16 protein-coding genes are annotated in these 18,208 nt (G+C 56.2%); 6 read left to right on the top strand and 10 right to left on the bottom strand.

All coding sequences use genetic code 11. The features are described from left to right. Positions 1-70 precede the first annotated feature (70 nt). Both ACQR3R_RS19550 and yccS read left to right on the top strand, forming a co-directional pair. Positions 71-1,249: an aminoacetone oxidase family FAD-binding enzyme gene (locus ACQR3R_RS19550; protein WP_428274397.1), complete on the top strand. Its 1,179-nt coding sequence runs from the start codon at positions 71-73 to the stop codon at positions 1,247-1,249. Positions 1,250-1,578: 329 nt separating this feature from the next. Next, complete coding sequence (gene yccS / locus ACQR3R_RS19545) at positions 1,579-3,762, top strand: YccS family putative transporter (RefSeq protein ID WP_428274395.1); 2,184 nt, start codon at positions 1,579-1,581, stop codon at positions 3,760-3,762. A gap of 93 nt (positions 3,763-3,855) precedes the next feature. Here yccS and ACQR3R_RS19540 read toward each other — a convergent pair whose 3' ends face one another. Next, positions 3,856-4,593 (bottom strand): transporter substrate-binding domain-containing protein, encoded by a 738-nt coding sequence (locus tag ACQR3R_RS19540; protein ID WP_428274393.1) that lies wholly within the window; start codon positions 4,591-4,593, stop codon positions 3,856-3,858. Positions 4,594-4,850: 257 nt separating this feature from the next. Between ACQR3R_RS19540 and ACQR3R_RS19535 the strand changes: the two genes are divergently transcribed. Beyond that, on the top strand, positions 4,851-5,303 hold the full coding sequence (locus tag ACQR3R_RS19535) for a GNAT family N-acetyltransferase (RefSeq protein WP_428274391.1): 453 nt from the start codon (positions 4,851-4,853) through the stop codon (positions 5,301-5,303). A 96-nt stretch (positions 5,304-5,399) separates the two neighbouring features. On the opposite strand, the gene ACQR3R_RS19530 is transcribed toward ACQR3R_RS19535, so the two are convergent. Genes ACQR3R_RS19530 through ACQR3R_RS19520 form a run of 3 tightly spaced genes read right to left on the bottom strand, consistent with a single transcriptional unit; the run spans position 5,400 to position 8,374 of the window. Beyond that, entirely contained in the window at positions 5,400-5,690 is a 291-nt protein-coding gene (locus ACQR3R_RS19530) for a helix-turn-helix domain-containing protein (RefSeq protein ID WP_428274389.1), read from the bottom strand. Positions 5,691-5,713: 23 nt separating this feature from the next. Next, positions 5,714-6,205: a YgjP-like metallopeptidase domain-containing protein gene (locus ACQR3R_RS19525; RefSeq protein ID WP_428274387.1), complete on the bottom strand. Its 492-nt coding sequence runs from the start codon at positions 6,203-6,205 to the stop codon at positions 5,714-5,716. 45 nt (positions 6,206-6,250) lie between these two features. Further along, a complete protein-coding gene (locus ACQR3R_RS19520) occupies positions 6,251-8,374 on the bottom strand; it encodes an EAL domain-containing protein (protein WP_428274385.1) in 2,124 nt (707 codons plus the stop codon). Between the two features lie 322 nt (positions 8,375-8,696). Here ACQR3R_RS19520 and ACQR3R_RS19515 point away from each other — a divergent pair, with 322 nt between their 5' ends. The 3 genes from ACQR3R_RS19515 (at position 8,697) to ACQR3R_RS19505 (ending at position 10,870) form a co-directional block, all read left to right on the top strand. Then, on the top strand, positions 8,697-9,365 hold the full coding sequence (locus ACQR3R_RS19515) for a polysaccharide lyase family 7 protein (RefSeq protein WP_428274383.1): 669 nt from the start codon (positions 8,697-8,699) through the stop codon (positions 9,363-9,365). Positions 9,366-10,104: 739 nt separating this feature from the next. Continuing rightward, positions 10,105-10,362, top strand: a complete 258-nt coding sequence (locus ACQR3R_RS19510; protein WP_428274381.1) for a hypothetical protein — start codon at positions 10,105-10,107, stop codon at positions 10,360-10,362. Positions 10,363-10,621: 259 nt separating this feature from the next. Continuing rightward, positions 10,622-10,870, top strand: coding sequence for a hypothetical protein (locus ACQR3R_RS19505; protein ID WP_428274379.1), 249 nt, complete (start codon positions 10,622-10,624; stop codon positions 10,868-10,870). Positions 10,871-11,547: 677 nt separating this feature from the next. On the opposite strand, the gene fba is transcribed toward ACQR3R_RS19505, so the two are convergent. The 6 genes from fba to tkt all read right to left on the bottom strand — a co-directional run bounded on the left by fba (position 11,548) and on the right by tkt (position 17,978). Further along, positions 11,548-12,612: a class II fructose-bisphosphate aldolase gene (gene fba / locus ACQR3R_RS19500; protein WP_008081027.1), complete on the bottom strand. Its 1,065-nt coding sequence runs from the start codon at positions 12,610-12,612 to the stop codon at positions 11,548-11,550. A 290-nt stretch (positions 12,613-12,902) separates the two neighbouring features. Next, positions 12,903-13,235: an MliC family protein gene (locus tag ACQR3R_RS19495; protein ID WP_428274377.1), complete on the bottom strand. Its 333-nt coding sequence runs from the start codon at positions 13,233-13,235 to the stop codon at positions 12,903-12,905. A gap of 56 nt (positions 13,236-13,291) precedes the next feature. Next, entirely contained in the window at positions 13,292-13,513 is a 222-nt protein-coding gene (locus ACQR3R_RS19490) for a hypothetical protein (RefSeq protein ID WP_428274375.1), read from the bottom strand. A gap of 34 nt (positions 13,514-13,547) precedes the next feature. Next, positions 13,548-14,711: a phosphoglycerate kinase gene (locus tag ACQR3R_RS19485; protein WP_428274373.1), complete on the bottom strand. Its 1,164-nt coding sequence runs from the start codon at positions 14,709-14,711 to the stop codon at positions 13,548-13,550. Positions 14,712-14,736: 25 nt separating this feature from the next. Continuing rightward, positions 14,737-15,795 (bottom strand): erythrose-4-phosphate dehydrogenase, encoded by a 1,059-nt coding sequence (epd, locus tag ACQR3R_RS19480; RefSeq protein WP_428274371.1) that lies wholly within the window; start codon positions 15,793-15,795, stop codon positions 14,737-14,739. A 185-nt stretch (positions 15,796-15,980) separates the two neighbouring features. Beyond that, complete coding sequence (tkt, locus tag ACQR3R_RS19475) at positions 15,981-17,978, bottom strand: transketolase (RefSeq protein WP_428274369.1); 1,998 nt, start codon at positions 17,976-17,978, stop codon at positions 15,981-15,983. Between the last annotated feature and the right edge of the window lie 230 nt (positions 17,979-18,208).

Genomic DNA, 18,208 nt, shown 5'->3' with positions numbered 1-18,208 from the left:
TACCATCGCCGGCAGGCCAGCTCCCACATTTGATTGCATTCCAGATCAGCCCCTGTGTGAGGACACCGTTTTGCGCTCTACCGAAGTCGTGATCATTGGCGCTGGCGCCGCAGGGTTGATGTGTGCGCTGACCGCCGCCGGACGCGGGCGCAAGGTGCTGTTGCTTGACCATGCAAACAAGGCCGGCAAGAAAATCCTGATGTCGGGTGGTGGACGCTGTAATTTCACCAACATGTACACCGAGCCCGGCAATTTTCTGTCGCAGAACGAACATTTCTGCAAATCCGCGCTAGCGCGTTACACGCAGTGGGATTTCATCGGCATGGTCGCCAAGCATGGCGTGCCTTATCACGAGAAAAAGCTCGGACAGCTGTTCTGCGATAACAAATCCAGCGACATTCTGGAGATGTTGCTCACCGAATGCGCTCAGGTCGGCGTCGGCCTGCACCTCGACACTTCGATCACACACATCGAAAAACTCGAAAGCGGCTACTTGTTGCAAACCACACTCGATCAAATCACCTGTGAATCGCTGGTCATCGCCACCGGCGGCTTGTCGATCCCGACACTGGGCGCTACCGGTTTCGGCTATCAGGTCGCCAAACAGTTCGGTCATGAACTGTTACCCACACGCGCCGGCCTGGTGCCTTTCACCATCACCGATCAACTCAAAGAGCTGTGCACCGAGTTGTCCGGAACGTCGGTGGATTGCCTGGTGAGCTGCAACGACCAGAGTTTTCGCGAGAACATCCTGTTTACTCACCGTGGTCTCAGCGGCCCGGCGATTCTGCAAATTTCTTCGTTCTGGGAATCCGGCGACACGGTCGAGATCAACCTGATGCCGGACCACGACGTGCCGGGTTGGCTGCAACAGCAGCAAGCCGAACGCCCGAACAGCGAGCTGAAAACCTTGCTGGGAGAAATCTTCACCAAGAAGATGGCCAATTTGCTGGCGGATAACTGGTTCGTCTCCAAGCCGATGAAGCAATACACCCACGCAGAAATTGCCGACATCGCTGAAAAACTCGCGAGTTGGAAAGTCGTGCCGGCGGGTACAGAAGGCTACCGCACCGCTGAAGTGACGCTGGGCGGCGTCGATACCAACGAGGTGTCGTCCAAAACCATGGAATCGCTGAAAAGCCCTGGCCTGTACTTCATCGGTGAAGTGCTCGACGTGACCGGGCACTTGGGCGGGTTCAACTTCCAATGGGCCTGGGCCTCGGGTTACGCAGCGGCTCAATTCGTCTGATACCACGCAGGCAGGCAGGCTTTTAGAGGAAAGAGGAGAAGGAAGGAGGTGCTGGTGGTGAGGGGATTTATCCCCGCTGGGCTGCGAAGCAGCCCCTGATCAGCGAATACGTTTCGCCAGACATGATGAATTGGATAAATTTACGACGGCTGCGCCGCCGAACGGGGTGGTGCGGCATTCCGATAAATCCCCTCCCCACAGGTTCGGTGCAGACCTGAGATAGTCGCCAGTACGGAACAGATTTTGCTGTCAGATGTGATCGGCGCCATTGCGTCGGCGTCATTACTGGCTCAATTTAGCGTCATTGCCTCGGAAGGCCTCCGCACTTCATGCCATCGACTCCATTTCATCACTCTTTGCGTCGCCTCTGGGCGCTGGATAAATTCAGCTACAGCGTGCGGGTGTTCATCGCCCTGACGGGTAGCATGGCCGTCTGTTGGTACCAAGATGAAATGGGGCTGCTGATCCCGCTGTTCCTGGGGATTATTGCCAGTGCCCTCGCCGAGACCGACGACAGTTGGCAAGGCCGACTCAACGCCTTGGCCGTGACGTTGGTGTGTTTCAGCGTGGCTGCATTTTCCGTCGAACTGCTCTTCCCCTACCCCATCGTTTTCGCCGTCGCCCTGGCCTTGGCCAGTTTTGGCCTGACCATGCTCGGCGCGTTGGGCGAACGCTATGGCGCGATTGCCTCGGCAACCTTGATTCTATCGGTCTACACCATGATCGGCGTGGACCAGCGCGGCGGCGCGGTCACCGACTTCTGGCACGAACCGGTGCTGCTGGTGGCCGGTGCGGCCTGGTATGGCTTGCTCTCGGTACTGTGGCAGGCGATGTTTTCCAATCAGCCGGTGCAACAAAGCCTGGCGCGATTATTCCGTGAGCTGGGTTTTTACCTGAAGTTGAAATCATCGCTGTTCGAGCCGATCCGGCAGATGGACGTCGAAGCACGCCGCCTGGAACTGGCCCAGCAAAATGGTCGAGTGGTGGCAGCGCTCAACGCCGCCAAGGAAATCATTCTGCACCGGGTAGGCAATGGGCGGCCCGGATCAAAAGTCAGCCGTTACTTGAAGCTCTACTTCCTCGCGCAGGACATCCACGAGCGCGCCAGTTCATCGCACTACCCTTACAACGCCTTGGCCGAAGCGTTCTTCCACAGTGACGTGCTGTTCCGCTGTCAGCGCTTGCTGCGCCAACAAGGCAAAGCCTGCCGAGCGCTGGCCGAATCGATCCAGATGCGGCAGCCGTTCATTTACGACGCAAGTTTTGCCGAAGCCCTGAGTGATCTGCATGCGTCCCTTGAGCACCTGCGCATCCAGAGCAACCCGGCCTGGCGCGGCCTGTTACGCTCGCTGCGCGCACTCGCCGCCAACCTCGGCACCCTGGACCGCTTGCTCAGCGACGCCAGCAACCCCGACGCGCTGGCCGATGCTACCGACAGCAGCCTGCTCGACCGCTCGCCGCGCAGCCTCAAGGACGTATGGATTCGCTTGCGGACGCAGCTGACACCGACCTCTTTGCTGTTTCGGCACGCGCTGCGGCTGCCCCTGGCCTTGAGCATTGGCTATGTAATGGTGCATTTGATTCACCCTTCGCAGGGCTACTGGATCATCCTTACCACGCTGTTTGTCTGCCAGCCTAACTACGGCGCCACTCGCCGCAAACTGGGGCAACGGATTATCGGCACCGCCATCGGCCTGACATTGGCTTGGGCGCTTTTCGATCTGTTCCCCAACCCGCTGATCCAGTCATGTTTCGCGATTGCCGCCGGGGTGGTGTTCTTTATCAACCGCACCACGCGCTACACGCTGGCAACCGCCGCGATCACGTTGATGGTGCTGTTCTGTTTCAATCAGGTCGGCGACGGCTATGGGCTGTTCTTGCCACGGCTGTTCGATACCTTGCTCGGCAGCCTGATTGCCGGGCTGGCGGTGTTCCTGTTCCTGCCGGATTGGCAGGGTCGACGCCTGAACAAAGTGCTGGCCAATACGCTGACCTGCAACAGCATTTACTTGCGTCAGATCATGCAGCAATACGCCGCTGGGAAAAGCGATGACCTGGCTTATCGATTGGCCCGACGCAACGCACACAATGCCGACGCAGCACTGTCGACGACGCTGGCCAACATGCTTATGGAGCCGGGGCATTTTCGCAAAGAGGCCGATGTCGGGTTCCGTTTCCTGGTGCTGTCGCACACGCTGCTGAGTTACCTGTCGGGGCTTGGCGCTCACCGTGAAACCCCGTTACCCGCAGACGTACGCGAACAGTTGATCGATGGCGCCGGCGTGAAGCTGGCAGCCAGCATCGATGAAATCGCCCAAGGGTTATCCAGCAAGCAGCCCATTGCGATTCAGAGCGATGAAGAAGAAGCGCTGGCCAACGAACTGGAACAGATGCCGGATGAAATCGATGAAGGCCAGCGGCTGGTGCAGACCCAATTGGCGCTGATCTGCCGTCAGTTGGGGCCGTTGCGCACGCTGGCGGCGCACCTGATCAAGGACACGAGCACGGATTAAAAGGTGTGGGCCCTATCGCGAGCAGGCTCGCTCCCACAGGGGTCAGGCGGTACCTGTTGGTGCGAGCACTTCTCGCCATGGCCTCGGCCAAAACTACATCCCGTGCTGCTTCATCAACCGCTCATAACTGCCATCTGCCTTCATCGCCGCGATCTCACGGTCGAAACTGGCGACAATCTTTTCGTGCTCGGGATTTTTCAGGCTGACCAGGATGTGCAGGCTATTTTCGCTTAACGGTTTGGGCAGGAATTCCACGGCGTTACGCACCTTGGCCGATTCACGAGCCAGGTAGTAACGAGCGACGTATTCATCTTCCAGCGTGAGCTTCACCCTGTCAGCCGCCACCATTCGTACGGCCATGGCAAAGCTGTGCACGGGTATTTTTTGCAACGAAGCGTCGCCATCGAACGCTGGCGAATAGGCATAACCGCGCACGACCGCTATCGGATAAGTGTGCAACTGCTGCAGGTTGTTGTACTCAATGGGCTGGTCTTTGCGCTTGATGAACCGCACGCGGTTCAGCAGGTACTCACCCGAAAACTGGCCCAGCCGGGTGCGATCTTCAGCGTACCAGGCGTTAACCAGCACGTCGTAACGGCCCTCACCCACGCCCATCAAGGCACGCGCCCAAGGCACCTGTTCAAAATCACTGGCGTAACCTGCGCGGGCCAGCGCAGTGCTGACGATATCGGTGGCCAACCCGCCGTTGATGAGCGTGGCATCGGTGAAGGGTGGCCAGGCGTCCGCCACCAAACGCAGTTTTTCTGCGACTGCGCTCTGAGTCAGCAACAGCAATCCAATCAGGGCAAAGGCTCGATGCACTCGTGGCATGCTGGAAAATCCTTAGCGGGCTGGCGGCCCGGCGTGTTTTCAGGCAAATCTCCAAGGCCCCCTGCACCGGCAAAACCCAGGCCCTAACCTTAGCTCATTGAAGCCATTGCAAACGCGTCATCGAAGATTACACAAAGACGACAACAACGCTCGAAATGAATGATGGCATTTTGGCCCTTTTCACAGATTACTTCGCCTATACAGACATCTTTGATCCGGACGATTAGTATCGGGCCACATTGTGCAAGGAAGTGAACATGACAATTGATTGGGTCTGCAAACACCACAGCGACTTGGGTATGCAGCAGCTGTACGCGATTTTACAGTTACGCGCAGAGGTGTTCGTCGTCGAACAGAAATGCATCTATCAAGACCTCGACGGGCAGGATCTGGACGGCGACACTCGCCACTTGATGGCGTGGGAAGAAGACCGCCTGGTAGCGTACCTGCGGTTACTCGACCCACAGCTGCAAGGTGGCGATGTGGTGATCGGGCGAGTTATCATTGCCGCACAGGTGCGAGGCACCGGGCTCGGGCATGAATTAATGGCCCAGGCGCTGAAGCAGGTCGAAAAGAATTGGCCGGACACTCCGGTTTACCTGTCAGCCCAAGCCCACCTGCAGGGGTATTACGGGCATTACGGGTTTACGGTGGCGGGTGAGGAATACCTGGAGGATGGCATTCCACACATCGGGATGCGCCGTTCTTGAAGGCTCCCTCGCGAGCAAGCCCGCTTGCACACTGGAATGCACATCCCTGTGGGAACGAGCCTGCTCGCGAAGGCTTCAGCTGCGGCCCTGCAGCCTTTACGGGTATTCAAGCACCGCTTTGATCTGGCGCAAATTACGCTCGATCCAGCCTCGATCAATCGCGCCCCACTCACGAATCCGGTAGCGCCCTGCGTGATTACGCGCGCCCTCTTCCTGTTCGAACTCGCAGACAATGTCCAAATCCGCCAATGCAGCAATGGTGTCCTGCGCTGTACGCCGCGGCATACCAGTGACTTCGGTCAGCGCCGGAACGCTGCAGGCCAATCCGCTATCGATCAAATACGCTACGTACAACCGGCGATAAAAGCTGCTTTTGGTCTTGCTCACGTCGGATCCTTTTCTTGTAATTTCTACAGCATCTCTCGCCAGGTCAGGTAAACCCGCAGATCGAATTCCACCTGGTGATACCCCGGCAACATGTGTTCGCACAGCTTGTAAAAGGCCTTGTTGTGATCCGATTCCTTGAAATGCGCCAGCTCATGCACCACGATCATTTTAAGAAATTGCGAGGGCGCCTCCTTGAACAGCGAAGCCACACGAATTTCTTTCTTGGCCTTGAGCTTGCCACCCTGCACCCTGGAAATCGTCGTATGCAGGCCTAGTGCGCGGTGGGTCAGGTCCAGCCGATTATCAAACAACACCTTGTCGATCGCTGGCGCATTGCGCAGGTATTCCTGCTTCAGATCCAGCGCATACGTGTACAGCGCCTTATCGCTCTGTATCACGTGTTTATCGGGATAACGTTCGCTCAGGTAATCGCCCAGCCGACCGTCGGTGATCAGTTTGCGCACCTGGTCCTGTAAGCCGGCGGGATAGGCCTGGAGGTATTTCAAAGCGGTCATGGGGGCGGGCAGCATCTGTACGGAAAGTGCGTCAGTGTAGCGAATTCAGCCGGTCAACGTGCTCCAGTCGAAAGGTTGGGCGAAGCTGTCGACGTCTTCGGGCATCATCGGACGCGACACCAGGAAGCCCTGCACATACTCGCAACCGTTGGCTTGCAGCCATTGGTATTGCTCGATGGTTTCGACACCTTCGGCAATCACCAGAATCGCGTATTGCTTACACAGATCAATCACATTGCGCACCAACGCCGCATCCCGCGTAGAGCCGGGCAAGCGACCAATCAAGTTTCGGTCAAGCTTGAGCGTATCCAGGTCCAGGTCACGCAGGTGCGACAGCGAGCAGGCACCGGAGCCGAAGTCATCCAACGCCACCCGCACCCCAAGATTACGCAACAAGCGCAACTGCTTACGCGTCTCCTCGGGGTGATGCATCAAGGCTTCTTCAGTAACTTCCACCTCCAGATGTCGCGGCTGCAAGCCGTGCCTTTCGAGCACCTGGCGCAACTCTGTGACCAGATTCGGCATGCCGAACTGAGTACTGCTCAGGCTGACCCCCAGCACAAGGTCTTCGGCAAACAACGCCTCCCAAGCCTTTCGCTGACCCGCACCGCGATGGTAGATCCAACTGCCCAGTCGACTGATTAACCGTGCCTCTTCCAACAATGGCAAAAACAGCCCCGGCGGCACATCACCGACACTGGGATGCTGCCAGCGCAGCAGCGCCTCGAAGCCGCGAATTTGCCCGCTGACAATGGCCACCTGCGGCTGATAAACCAGATTGAAGTCACGATTTTCGATGGCCGTGCGCACGCTTTCTTCGAGCATCAACCGTGAGCGCGCACGCCCGTTCATATCATGATCATAGAAACGATATTGCTGACGACCAGCACGCTTGGCCTCATACATGGCAATGTCGGAGGCGCGCAATAACCCATCGAGGTTGGACCCGCAATCAGGGAAGGTAGCGATGCCGATGCTGGCGCCAAGGGCAATATCCAGACCATCGATCTGCTGACAGATCGACACCCGCTCTATCAACTTTTCGGCGATCTTGGCCGCTTGTTCGGGGAACTCGAGATCCAGCAATGCGGTGAACTCGTCACCACCCATGCGCGCCAGAATGTCGAAAGGTCGCATGCACGCCTTCAACTGCTCGGACACCCAGCGCAGTACCCGGTCGCCGGCATCGTGACCGAGAGAGTCATTCACCCGTTTGAAGCCATCAAGGTCCAGGTACAGCAGCACCCAGACTCTTTCCGCGCGCTCGCCACGCACCAACAGATTTTCCACGGTTTGATAAAAACCACGGCGATTAAGCAAACCGGTCAACGGATCGGTGACCGCCTGAAACTCCAGTTGTTGATGCAGATGGCGCACCACCGACATGTCCAGAACGGTGACCACCATCGCCTGTTGTTCGGCCGGCAACGGGGCGCAGGACAAGGCAACCGGCACTTGCTGCCCGGGCGCCGTGCGCAGCAGCGCATCGTGCAAACGCAGGGTTTCACCGCGCTGATAACCTGCAAACAACTCCGAATCCGTCCAGACCGGGATGTGCGGCTTTTGCAGGAAATCCAGAAACTCTTTGCCTTGCAGCTCCTGCACGGTGGCGTTGAGCAGGCGCGACATCGCCGGGTTGGCAAAGCGGATCAGACCGTCCTCCCCCACCACCAGAATACCTTCGGCCGCATTCTCCAGCACCGACGCATTAAATGCGCGAGCGACCTCCAGATCGTGACTCAGACGCTGCAACGCACGGCGATTGCGCTGATGCTCCAGCAACGCCTGCACTTTAGGCTTGAGGATTTGCGGATCAAATGGTTTGAACAGGTAATCCACCGCCCCACTGGCATAGCCCTTGATCACGGCATCCTGAGATTGCTCGTTGGCGGTGAGGAAAATGATCGGCGTGAGCCGCGTACGCTGGCTTCCGCGCATCAGGCGAGCGACTTCAAAACCGTCCATGCCAGGCATTTGCACATCCAGCAAAACCAGGTCTACATCGTGTTGAAGTAACAGATTGAGTGCTTCGAAACCCGAGGCAGCGGTCATTACTTGCCAGTCCTGGCGCTGGAGCAATGCGCGCATGCTGATCAGATTTTCAGGGTAGTCATCAACAATTAACAGGACTGAGCTGCCTTCAACTGGCGTAGGGTGCGCGCATTCCATGCTGCTTCTCTATATTCGGGGTGTCAGGCCGGATCCTCGTGAAATCCGGACAAATACTAAGCCATCACTCTAGACCTGGATCCAAGAAAGCAGAAGGTGTCAGTGCGCCATCATTTAATCATTGGGTTCGTTTACCGACTAACGGTCGCTGCTGCAGGCCGCTAAATCCGCGAAGGATGGCCCTTTAACAGGATTTTGACGTCACCCATCTGTCAGACAGGCGTTAACAAAAAAGCCTCCTACGCTTATAAAGACCGCCCTCACAGGTGCGCGCTAGAGCTTCTGGTGCGCGCAAGCAGCAAAATTTGTGGAAGCTTTGTCTATGATCGATCTCGCAACATGGAACCTGAGTGTTCCTGTCGGCAGCCCGCCTTACACCGTTGAAACGGCAAAATTGGTAAAAGGCTTCAAGGATCAGTACTTCCACTCCGACACCGGAACCTTGTTTTTTTGGTCCCCGGTGACGGGCTCGCGCACCGAAAACGCAAAATATCCCCGCACCGAACTTCGCGAAACCTACAGCAACGGCACCTTGCGCAACTGGTTCTATCCGGACGCCGACAATTCCCTGCGCGCGACGCTGGCGGTGAACCAAGTACCCAGCTCAGGCAAACTCGTTATCGGCCAGATCCATGCCTATGAAAGCCAGAAGCCGATGGTGAAACTTGAGTATCAATACAAGACCAGTACGCAGACCGGCAATATCGTCGCTAAGGTTCGCATGCACCCCGATGATGGTGAAGGTCGGGTGATTACCATCGCCACCGGAGTGAAACTGGATCAGCAGTTTTCGTACCTTATCCACCTCAGCCCTGGCGGAGCGCTAGGCATCAGCGCGGCGGGTTATCAGTGGGACACCGACATCAGCAAGACCTGGCGCGATAAACCGCTGTACTTCAAGGCCGGGGTTTATGTGCAGGACAACACCGGCTATACAAGCGAAGGCGCGAAAGTGACGTTCAGCAAGTTGGACATTGATCACGATAAATAGCGACTTGATCCTGAAACCACAATACCCCTAACAGCAAAATTCAAACAATAAAAACCCGCTTCACGGCGGGTTTTTATCTACAACCAATCGCCTGCTCAATCTGTCTGCTCAGCATTTATTAAGAGTCTGATCGAGAAAATATATAATCCACCATCAGTTTTGGCTGGACCAGATATCCTCCCTCGAAATCAGGGGCCCAACTCCCCCCTGCTTGCCAAATAAAAACAGGGTAACAAACATTACCCCTAGGCCAAGGTAGGCCAGCAAAAAGCCTGAACCGTCTATCAAGTGAACAGGGGAGATTAAGAGTTCCGCTCCCCTTTTAGCGCTTAATCTACGGTATATATCATGCCATGAATCATTGTTTACCTAGGGAGACGGTAAACTTTACAGAAGCGTCTACATTGGCACGTAGCCGACCGACGCCGGATATATTTGAGTAATTCCTGTCAGCCGACTGCAATTTAAATATCGGAAGGATAAAGCAGGCAATCAATTGTTGCTGCTTGTCCTTTTTTCACTGCTGCGTAACGAAGGATATGGAAAACCGGACAAACATTAACCTGTCATAACTGACAGTCTTTTATAGTAAATCGAAATATAAAAGCCGAGAAAACCGTTAAATTGATCTACCTGTTAGTAGCCACCCAATTTGTTTTTCAGCAAACGGTGGCGAATTTTTTTCTTTAGTTAAGGATTGTCCATATTTAATCAGTTACCGCCACGCCGCTTCACCCCCATGTCCCAGTTTGCCACTGACTACCCCGTCCTGCTCATCGACAGCGACGCTTCGCTACGCGAACTCCACAACTGCGTCAGCGAAAGCCTGAGCGCGGTCCTCAAATACCTGAACCTCATGGCCTGCACCAACCTGCCGGACTATGCGGAAAACGACATCAACACTGTCACCAACATCGCCCGGGGCCCGATTCTGGACATTGCTGATGTATTTGGAGTAATCGGACCGCGTGGGTTTGACAAGACCGTAAATAATTGAGTATTTGGCTTTTAAGGAAAAGTGGACGATCAAATAAATCTGTCCCCTTTTGTCTGTTTCTTATTCCTGCATCTCCTCCGGACTCATGTAAACATTGCGATGAAAAAAAAACGACAAGCGGTAGCGTTTACGCTCAATTAAATCGACATACCTGTCAGGTTTGACAGTAGCGGTGCATTTGGGAAAGGAGTTTCATAACTTTGCATCACCCAACCTACCGACACTCAAATCAGGCAATGTAATAGTAAGGAGAAAAAAAATGGCAACGGAAATCGTGACAACAACATTCCACGGGGTCGTTAAGTCCAAGACTGATCCTTATCCCGAGCCTTACTCACACGGCTACGTCCCTCCCAAAGAATACACCTACATCGTTACCATTGAAGGCACGAGCAAAGACGCCAGTGTTAGATCCACAAATTATGCTGAAGTGGGGGACAAAGTTTCATTTACGGAAACCACCGGCGCTAAGGGGACACTGGTGGCCGGGTTTGTAAGATCTCGATGAAAAAACACCTATGCAAGCCAAGCAGCATCGCGATTCGCCCGATATCGGCAAATCACATTTTACGGACCAGAACTTGGCCGGAACATGATGTTGGAGCTTCCAGATCATCGATCTGGAGAATCGTCAGTTAACCGGACTGTGGATAATCTCAATCCATCGCGATAGCCATAAGTAACGTGACACCCGTCATTTCCTTTATAGGGATGGCGGGTTTTATCGATTCCACCCCCTCATCGTTATTAACTTCTTAGTACACAGAAAACAACTAGTAGGTTTTCAAACACCCACGGAATCAATAATTTTGACTCGACTTTAGCCACGAGCCAATGTATGAGCCTGGACTCCAATCTTGCCGACCATTACACCTGGAAGCGCTATGGTTTCCGGTGCACTTAGCAGGCCGCACGATCAAGTTTATGCATGTATAGCAGGTCATGGAGGTCTGCTTGGATCCGCCATGGCTGATGGCCAAGGGAGTTTTTTATTAATATTTCTGCCCCTGCCGGCACTTACCACGCACAGCGAACCGACACGCAGGGCGGGACAGCGCAATGGTCTACTCCGATCACGGTCAGCACTCAATAACGGCATTTTACTGAAACACTAGTTGTTCACTTAAGAATATATTTGTCTACAAAAAACCCGCCTCACGGCGGGTTCTTCATACAGCTAAAAACTTAGTTAACCTTTGCGTTCAATTCACCCTTCAGATAGCGCTGATACATCGCTTCCAATGAGATCGGCTTGATCTTCGAAGCGTTGCCGGCGGTGCCGAAGGCTTCGTAGCGAGCGATACACACGTCGCGCATGGCGGTTACGGTGGCACCGAAGAATTTACGCGGGTCGAATTCGCTCGGGTTGGTGGCCATCAGGCGACGCATCGCACCGGTGGACGCCAGGCGCAGGTCAGTGTCGATGTTGACCTTGCGCACGCCGTGCTTGATGCCTTCGACGATCTCTTCAACCGGCACGCCGTAGGTTTCTTTAATGTCGCCGCCGTACTGGTTGATGATCGCCAGCCACTCTTGCGGAACCGAAGAAGAACCGTGCATCACCAAGTGAGTGTTAGGAATGCGCTTGTGGATTTCTTTGATGCGATCGATGGCCAACACGTCGCCGGTGGGCGGCTTGGTGAACTTGTACGCGCCGTGGCTGGTGCCGATGGCGATGGCCAATGCATCGACCTGGGTGCGCTTGACGAAATCAGCAGCTTCTTCAGGATCGGTCAGCATTTGGCTGTGATCCAGCACGCCTTCAGCGCCGATGCCGTCTTCTTCACCGGCCATGCCGGTTTCCAACGAACCCAGGCAGCCCAGCTCGCCTTCTACCGAAACGCCGCAGGCGTGGGCCATGGCGACGGTTTGCTGCGTAACACGGACGTTGTAGTCGTAATCAGTCGGGGTTTTGCCGTCTTCGCCCAGGGAACCGTCCATCATCACCGAGCTGAAGCCCAGTTGAATCGAACGCTGGCAGACGTCAGGGCTGGTGCCGTGATCCTGGTGCATGCACACCGGGATGTGCGGGAATTCTTCGATTGCCGCCAAAATCAAGTGACGCAGGAACGGTGCGCCAGCGTATTTGCGAGCACCGGCCGAAGCCTGGACGATCACCGGGGAGTCAGTCTTGTCAGCAGCTTCCATGATGGCGCGCATCTGCTCAAGGTTGTTGACGTTGAAGGCTGGAACGCCGTAGCCGAATTCGGCTGCGTGGTCCAGCATCTGGCGCATGCTGATAAGTGCCATTGTGTGTGTCTCTCCCGGTTTAGGGTCGTTAATCGTGCCAGCCTGCCGTAGCGGCGGCGGCTATTCAAGTTATTGCAGATCGGGGGTAAGTCCGGCCTGCTAATTCGGTACAACATAAAACCTGTACGTGACGAAGAATCCTGTGGTGAGCGAGCTTGCTCGCGCTCGGCGGCGAAGCAGTCGTAAACCGTTGACGCGATAGTGTGAAATACCCTGTCAACTGGCTTTTGGACCGCTTCGCGCCCCAGCGGGAGCAAGCTCCCTCGCCACAAAAACCATGCGGCGATCCCCTACTGCGCTTTACAACCGCGGCCGATCAAATCGTTAGTGGCGACCCAGTAAATCAGGCCTTCCTCACCTTTTATGTGAAACGCCAGCATGTCGTTGCTATACAGCGAACCTTCAGCGCCCGGCTCGAGCGTCAAGCGATAGACCTGATCCGCTCCGCCGAGGCGTACATCAACTTCCTTACGGCTATCGTCTGCGTAGCGCCAGAGCACTTTGGCCTGGCTGTCGCAGGTCCAGGTGGTCCAGTTGCCTGTCGATTCGGCAGGCTTGAACAGGTTGAAATTCGAGCAACCTGCCAGCAGTGCCAGCGCCATAACGGCGATAAAACCTTTCATCCGTGTTCCTCGGCTGACGGCACGCGCCGTCAGCCCTGAGTAAAGAATCAGACACGTCAGGGGCAACCATGTTCCTTGGCCGGCGTCTGTGTCTCGTATTTCTCCAGGCCATCGGGTCCGGAACGCTTGTTGATCACCGGGTTGGTTTCAGCTTGCCAGTCAGCCTGGTAGCAGCCCTTTTCCGGCGCGGTGGGTGCAGGTTCTGGCGTTGCTTTCGGGTTACTACCGCAAGCGGCCAACGAACCCGCAAACATCAACAGCGCTAACTTTTTGACCATCTGAACACTCCTTTTCCTGGTCAACCGGCCGGCCTCAGCCCTTGGCCCGGCTTTCCAGGACTTCAACAGCAGGCAGCACTTTACCTTCAACGAATTCGAGGAACGCACCACCGCCGGTAGAAATGTAGGAAATCTGATCGCTAACACCATATTTATCGATAGCGGCAAGCGTGTCGCCGCCACCGGCAATCGAGAATGCCGAACTTTCAGCAATGGCGTGCGCCAGGACTTTGGTGCCGTTGCCGAACTGGTCGAACTCAAACACACCCACCGGGCCATTCCACAGAATGGTTTTGGACGATTTCAGCAGTTCGGCGAAATTCGCTGCCGTCTGCGGGCCGATGTCCAGGATCATGTCGTCGGCAGCCACGTCGGCAATCAACTTGACGGTTGCGGTAGCGCTTTCAGCAAATTCCTTGGCAACCACCACATCGACCGGCAGTGGCACGCTGACTTTCGCGGCGATTTCGCGCGCGGTATCCAGCAAATCAGGTTCGTACAGGGACTTGCCAACCGGGTGACCGGCCGCCGCCAGGAACGTGTTGGCAATACCACCACCGACGATCAACTGGTTGCAGATCTGGCTGAGGCTGTTCAATACGTCGAGTTTGGTCGACACCTTGGAGCCGGCAACAATGGCGGCCATCGGTTGTGCCGGAGCCCCCAGGGCTTTGCCCAATGCATCCAGCTCGGCAGCCAGCAACGGGCCCGCCGCTGCGACCTTGGCGAACTTGGCCACGCCGTGGGTCGAACCCTCGGCGCGGTGAGCGGTGCCAAAGGCATCCATCACGAATACATCGCACAGGGCGGCGTATTGTTTGGCCAGCTCATCGGCGTTCTTTTTCTCGCCCTTGTTAAAGCGCACGTTTTCGAACAGCACGATGTCGCCTGGCTTGACGTCAACGCCACCCAGGTAATCAGCCACCAGTGGCACTTCACGGCCCAGGGCTTTGCTCAAGTAGTCAGCGACAGGCTTCAGGCTGTTCTCGGCAGAGAATTCGCCTTCGGTCGGACGGCCAAGGTGCGAGCAAACCATCACGGCCGCGCCTTTTTCCAGGGCCAGCTTGATGGTCGGCAGCGAGGCCAGGATTCGCGCATCGCTGGTGACAACACCGTCCTTGACTGGGACGTTGAGGTCTTCGCGGATCAGTACGCGTTTACCTTGCAGATCGAGGTCGGTCATCTTCAACACGGTCATGGGTCGCAATTCCTGAATAGCTTGTTTAGAGAGCAGGATTTTTTGATGTCGCTGTTTGCAGATAGTGCTCTGCAACGTCCAGCATTCGGTTGGCAAAACCCCATTCGTTGTCGAACCAGGCCAGGATGTTCACCAGCCGCGGGCCGGAAACACGGGTCTGACTGGCATCGACAATGGCCGAATGTGGGTCATGGTTGAAATCACAACTGGCGTGAGGCAACTCGGTATAGGCCAGTAAGCCCTTGAGCGGGCCGCTGGTGGCAGCTTCGCGCAAAATCCGGTTGACCTCATTGGCATCAGTGTCGCTGACGGTTTGCATCGTAATATCGAGGCAAGACACGTTAACGGTTGGCACCCGTACGGCTTTGGCCTGAATTCGCCCGGCAAGTTCCGGCAGCAGTCGTTCGATGCCACGGGCAAGACCAGTGGACACCGGTATCACCGACTGAAACGCCGAGCGCGTGCGGCGCAAGTCTTCATGATGGTAAGCGTCGATCACCGGCTGATCGTTCATCGCCGAGTGAATGGTGGTAATCGACACGTACTCCAGGCCAATGGCCTGATCCAGCAACCGCAAGAGCGGAACGCCGCAGTTAGTGGTGCAGGATGCGTTGGACACCAGCAACTCATCGCCAGTCAGGCAATCCTGGTTGACCCCATAAACGATGGTGGCGTCGACATCCGCCTCACTGGCCATCGGTTGGGAAAACAGCACTCGCGGTGCGCCGGCGTCGAGAAAACGCTGGCCATCTTCACGCGTGTGGTAAGCGCCGGAGCACTCCAGCACCAGATCGACGCCCAGCGACGCCCAATCGATGCCTTCAGGGATAGCACTGCGCAGAACCTTCACGCAGTTGCCATTAATGTGCAGACAGTCACCGTCCACTTTCACTTCACCGGGAAAACGCCCGTGAGTGGAGTCGAAGCGTGTCAGGTATTCAATGCTGGCCATGTCTGCCAGATCATTGATGGCGACAATTTCAAACCCGGCTTTTTCGCCTCGCTCAAACAACGCACGCAAGACGCAACGACCAATCCGGCCGTAGCCGTTGAGTGCAACTTTGTAAGGACGCGGTTGAGGCATGGGGTTCTCGATGCAGCTTGGGAATGTAGTCGCCAGGTCTGCCGCCTTCGCGGGCAAGCCTCGCTCCTACAAAGGATCGCGTTGTTTTGGAGGATTGGGATTACCCCGATTCTCCAAACAACCGTAAACCTGTAGGAGCGAGGCTTGCCCGCGAAGACGTCAGCCCCGATAACGCCACTTTTGGATCAGTCTTCCAGCAGCTCTTCAGCCTGACCCAGGATGTTTTCCAGGGTGAAGCCGAATTCTTCGAACAAGGCTGGCGCAGGCGCCGACTCGCCGAAGGTGGTCATGCCGATCACGCGACCTTCAAGGCCGACGTATTTGTACCAGTAGTCGGCATGGGAGGCTTCGATCGCGATACGGGCGCCAACCTGCAACGGCAGAACCGCTTGCTTGTAGCCGGCATCCTGAGCATCGAACACGCTGGTGCAGGGCATCGAAACAACACGCACTTTGCGACCTTGCTCAGTCAGTTTGTCGTAAGCCTGAACCGCCAGGCCTACTTCCGAACCGGTTGCAATCAGGATCAGCTCAGGCTCGCCTGCACAGTCCTTCAATACATAGCCGCCACGGGCGATGTCGGCGATCTGGCCGGCATCACGCTCCTGATGCTGCAGGTTCTGACGCGAGAAGATCAGCGCCGAAGGGCCGTCCTTACGCTCCAGAGCTTCTTTCCAGCATACCGCCGATTCAACCGCATCGGCTGGGCGCCAGGTGTCGAGGTTCGGCGTGCTGCGCAGGCTGGTCAATTGCTCGACCGGCTGGTGCGTCGGGCCGTCTTCGCCCAGACCGATGGAGTCGTGGGTGTAGACGAAAACCACGCGTTTTTTCATCAGCGACGCCATGCGCACTGCGTTGCGGGCGTATTCCATGAACATCAGGAACGTCGCGCCGTAAGGCACCAGGCCGCCGTGCAGCGACACGCCGTTCATGATCGCGCTCATGCCGAACTCGCGAACGCCGTAGTACATGTAGTTACCGCTGGCGTCTTCAGCCGTTACACCTTTGCAACCTTTCCAGATGGTCAGGTTGGAGCCGGCCAAGTCAGCAGAGCCGCCCAGCAGTTCAGGCAATAGCGGGCCGAAAGCATTCAGGGTGTTCTGGCTGGCCTTGCGGCTGGCAATGGTTTCGCCCTTGGCCGCGACTTCAGCAATGTAAGCAGAGGCTTTTTCAGCGAAGTCGGCCGGCAATTCGCCACTCAGGCGACGCACCAGCTCGTTGGCCAGTTCCGGAAATGCAGCGGAGTAAGCAGCGAAACGCTGATCCCACTCGGCTTCAGCCGCGAGGCCTTTTTCTTTCGCATCCCATTCGGCGTAGATATCAGCCGGAATTTCGAACGGGCCGTAATTCCAGTTCAGCGCCTTGCGGGTCAAGGCGATTTCCGCGTCACCCAGTGGGGCGCCGTGGCAGTCTTCTTTACCCTGCTTGTTCGGCGAACCGAAACCGATGGTGGTCTTGCAGCAGATCAGCGTTGGCTGAGCGCTTTTACGCGCGGTTTCGATCGCGGTTTTGAGTTCTTCCGGGTCGTGACCGTCGACGTTGCGAATAACCTGCCAGTTGTAGGCTTCGAAACGCTTCGGCGTGTCATCGGTGAACCAGCCCTCGACTTCGCCGTCGATGGAGATACCGTTGTCATCGTAGAAAGCGATCAGCTTGCCCAGGCCCAACGTACCGGCCAAAGAGCCGACTTCGTGGGAAATGCCTTCCATCATGCAGCCATCACCCAAAAACACGTAGGTATGGTGGTCGACTACATTGTGGCCAGGACGGTTGAACTGCGCCGCCAGGACTTTTTCTGCCAGGGCAAAACCCACGGCATTCGCCAGGCCTTGGCCCAAAGGACCGGTGGTGGTTTCTACGCCAGGTGCATAACCGAATTCCGGGTGGCCCGGGGTACGACTGTGCAGTTGGCGGAAGTTTTTCAGGTCATCGATCGACAGGTCGTAACCGGTCAGGTGCAGCAGCGAGTAGAGCAGCATCGAGCCGTGACCGTTGGACAGCACGAAGCGGTCACGGTCGGCAAACGATGGATTGCTCGGGTTGTGCTTCAGGTAGTCACGCCAAAGTACTTCGGCGATATCCGCCATACCCATGGGGGCACCGGGATGGCCGCTGTTGGCTTTTTGCACGGCATCCATGCTGAGTGCACGAATGGCGTTGGCACGCTCACGACGGCTGGGCATCGCTGTTCTCCTGCGGGTACTGAATCGAGAGTGGATAAATCGAATCGGAAAAAAGGCGAGCATTTTCCCTCACCGGGCCGCCTCGGGGCAATGATAGATAATCATCTGGGGGCGTTTTTCCAATCGATAACGATGGTTTCTGCTGGTGAAACCTTTCCGCTGTCCGTTTGTAGAGTGAACCGAGCGTCTGAAGTGCCATCTATCGAGCAATATCAAAACTTTTTGATATT

It is taken from the genome of Gordonia sp. IEGM753, assembly GCF_050321825.1.
Classification (GTDB): domain Bacteria; phylum Pseudomonadota; class Gammaproteobacteria; order Pseudomonadales; family Pseudomonadaceae; genus Aquipseudomonas.
Note: the sequence above shows the minus strand (reverse complement) of the source record. Positions and strands in the feature narration are given on the sequence as shown.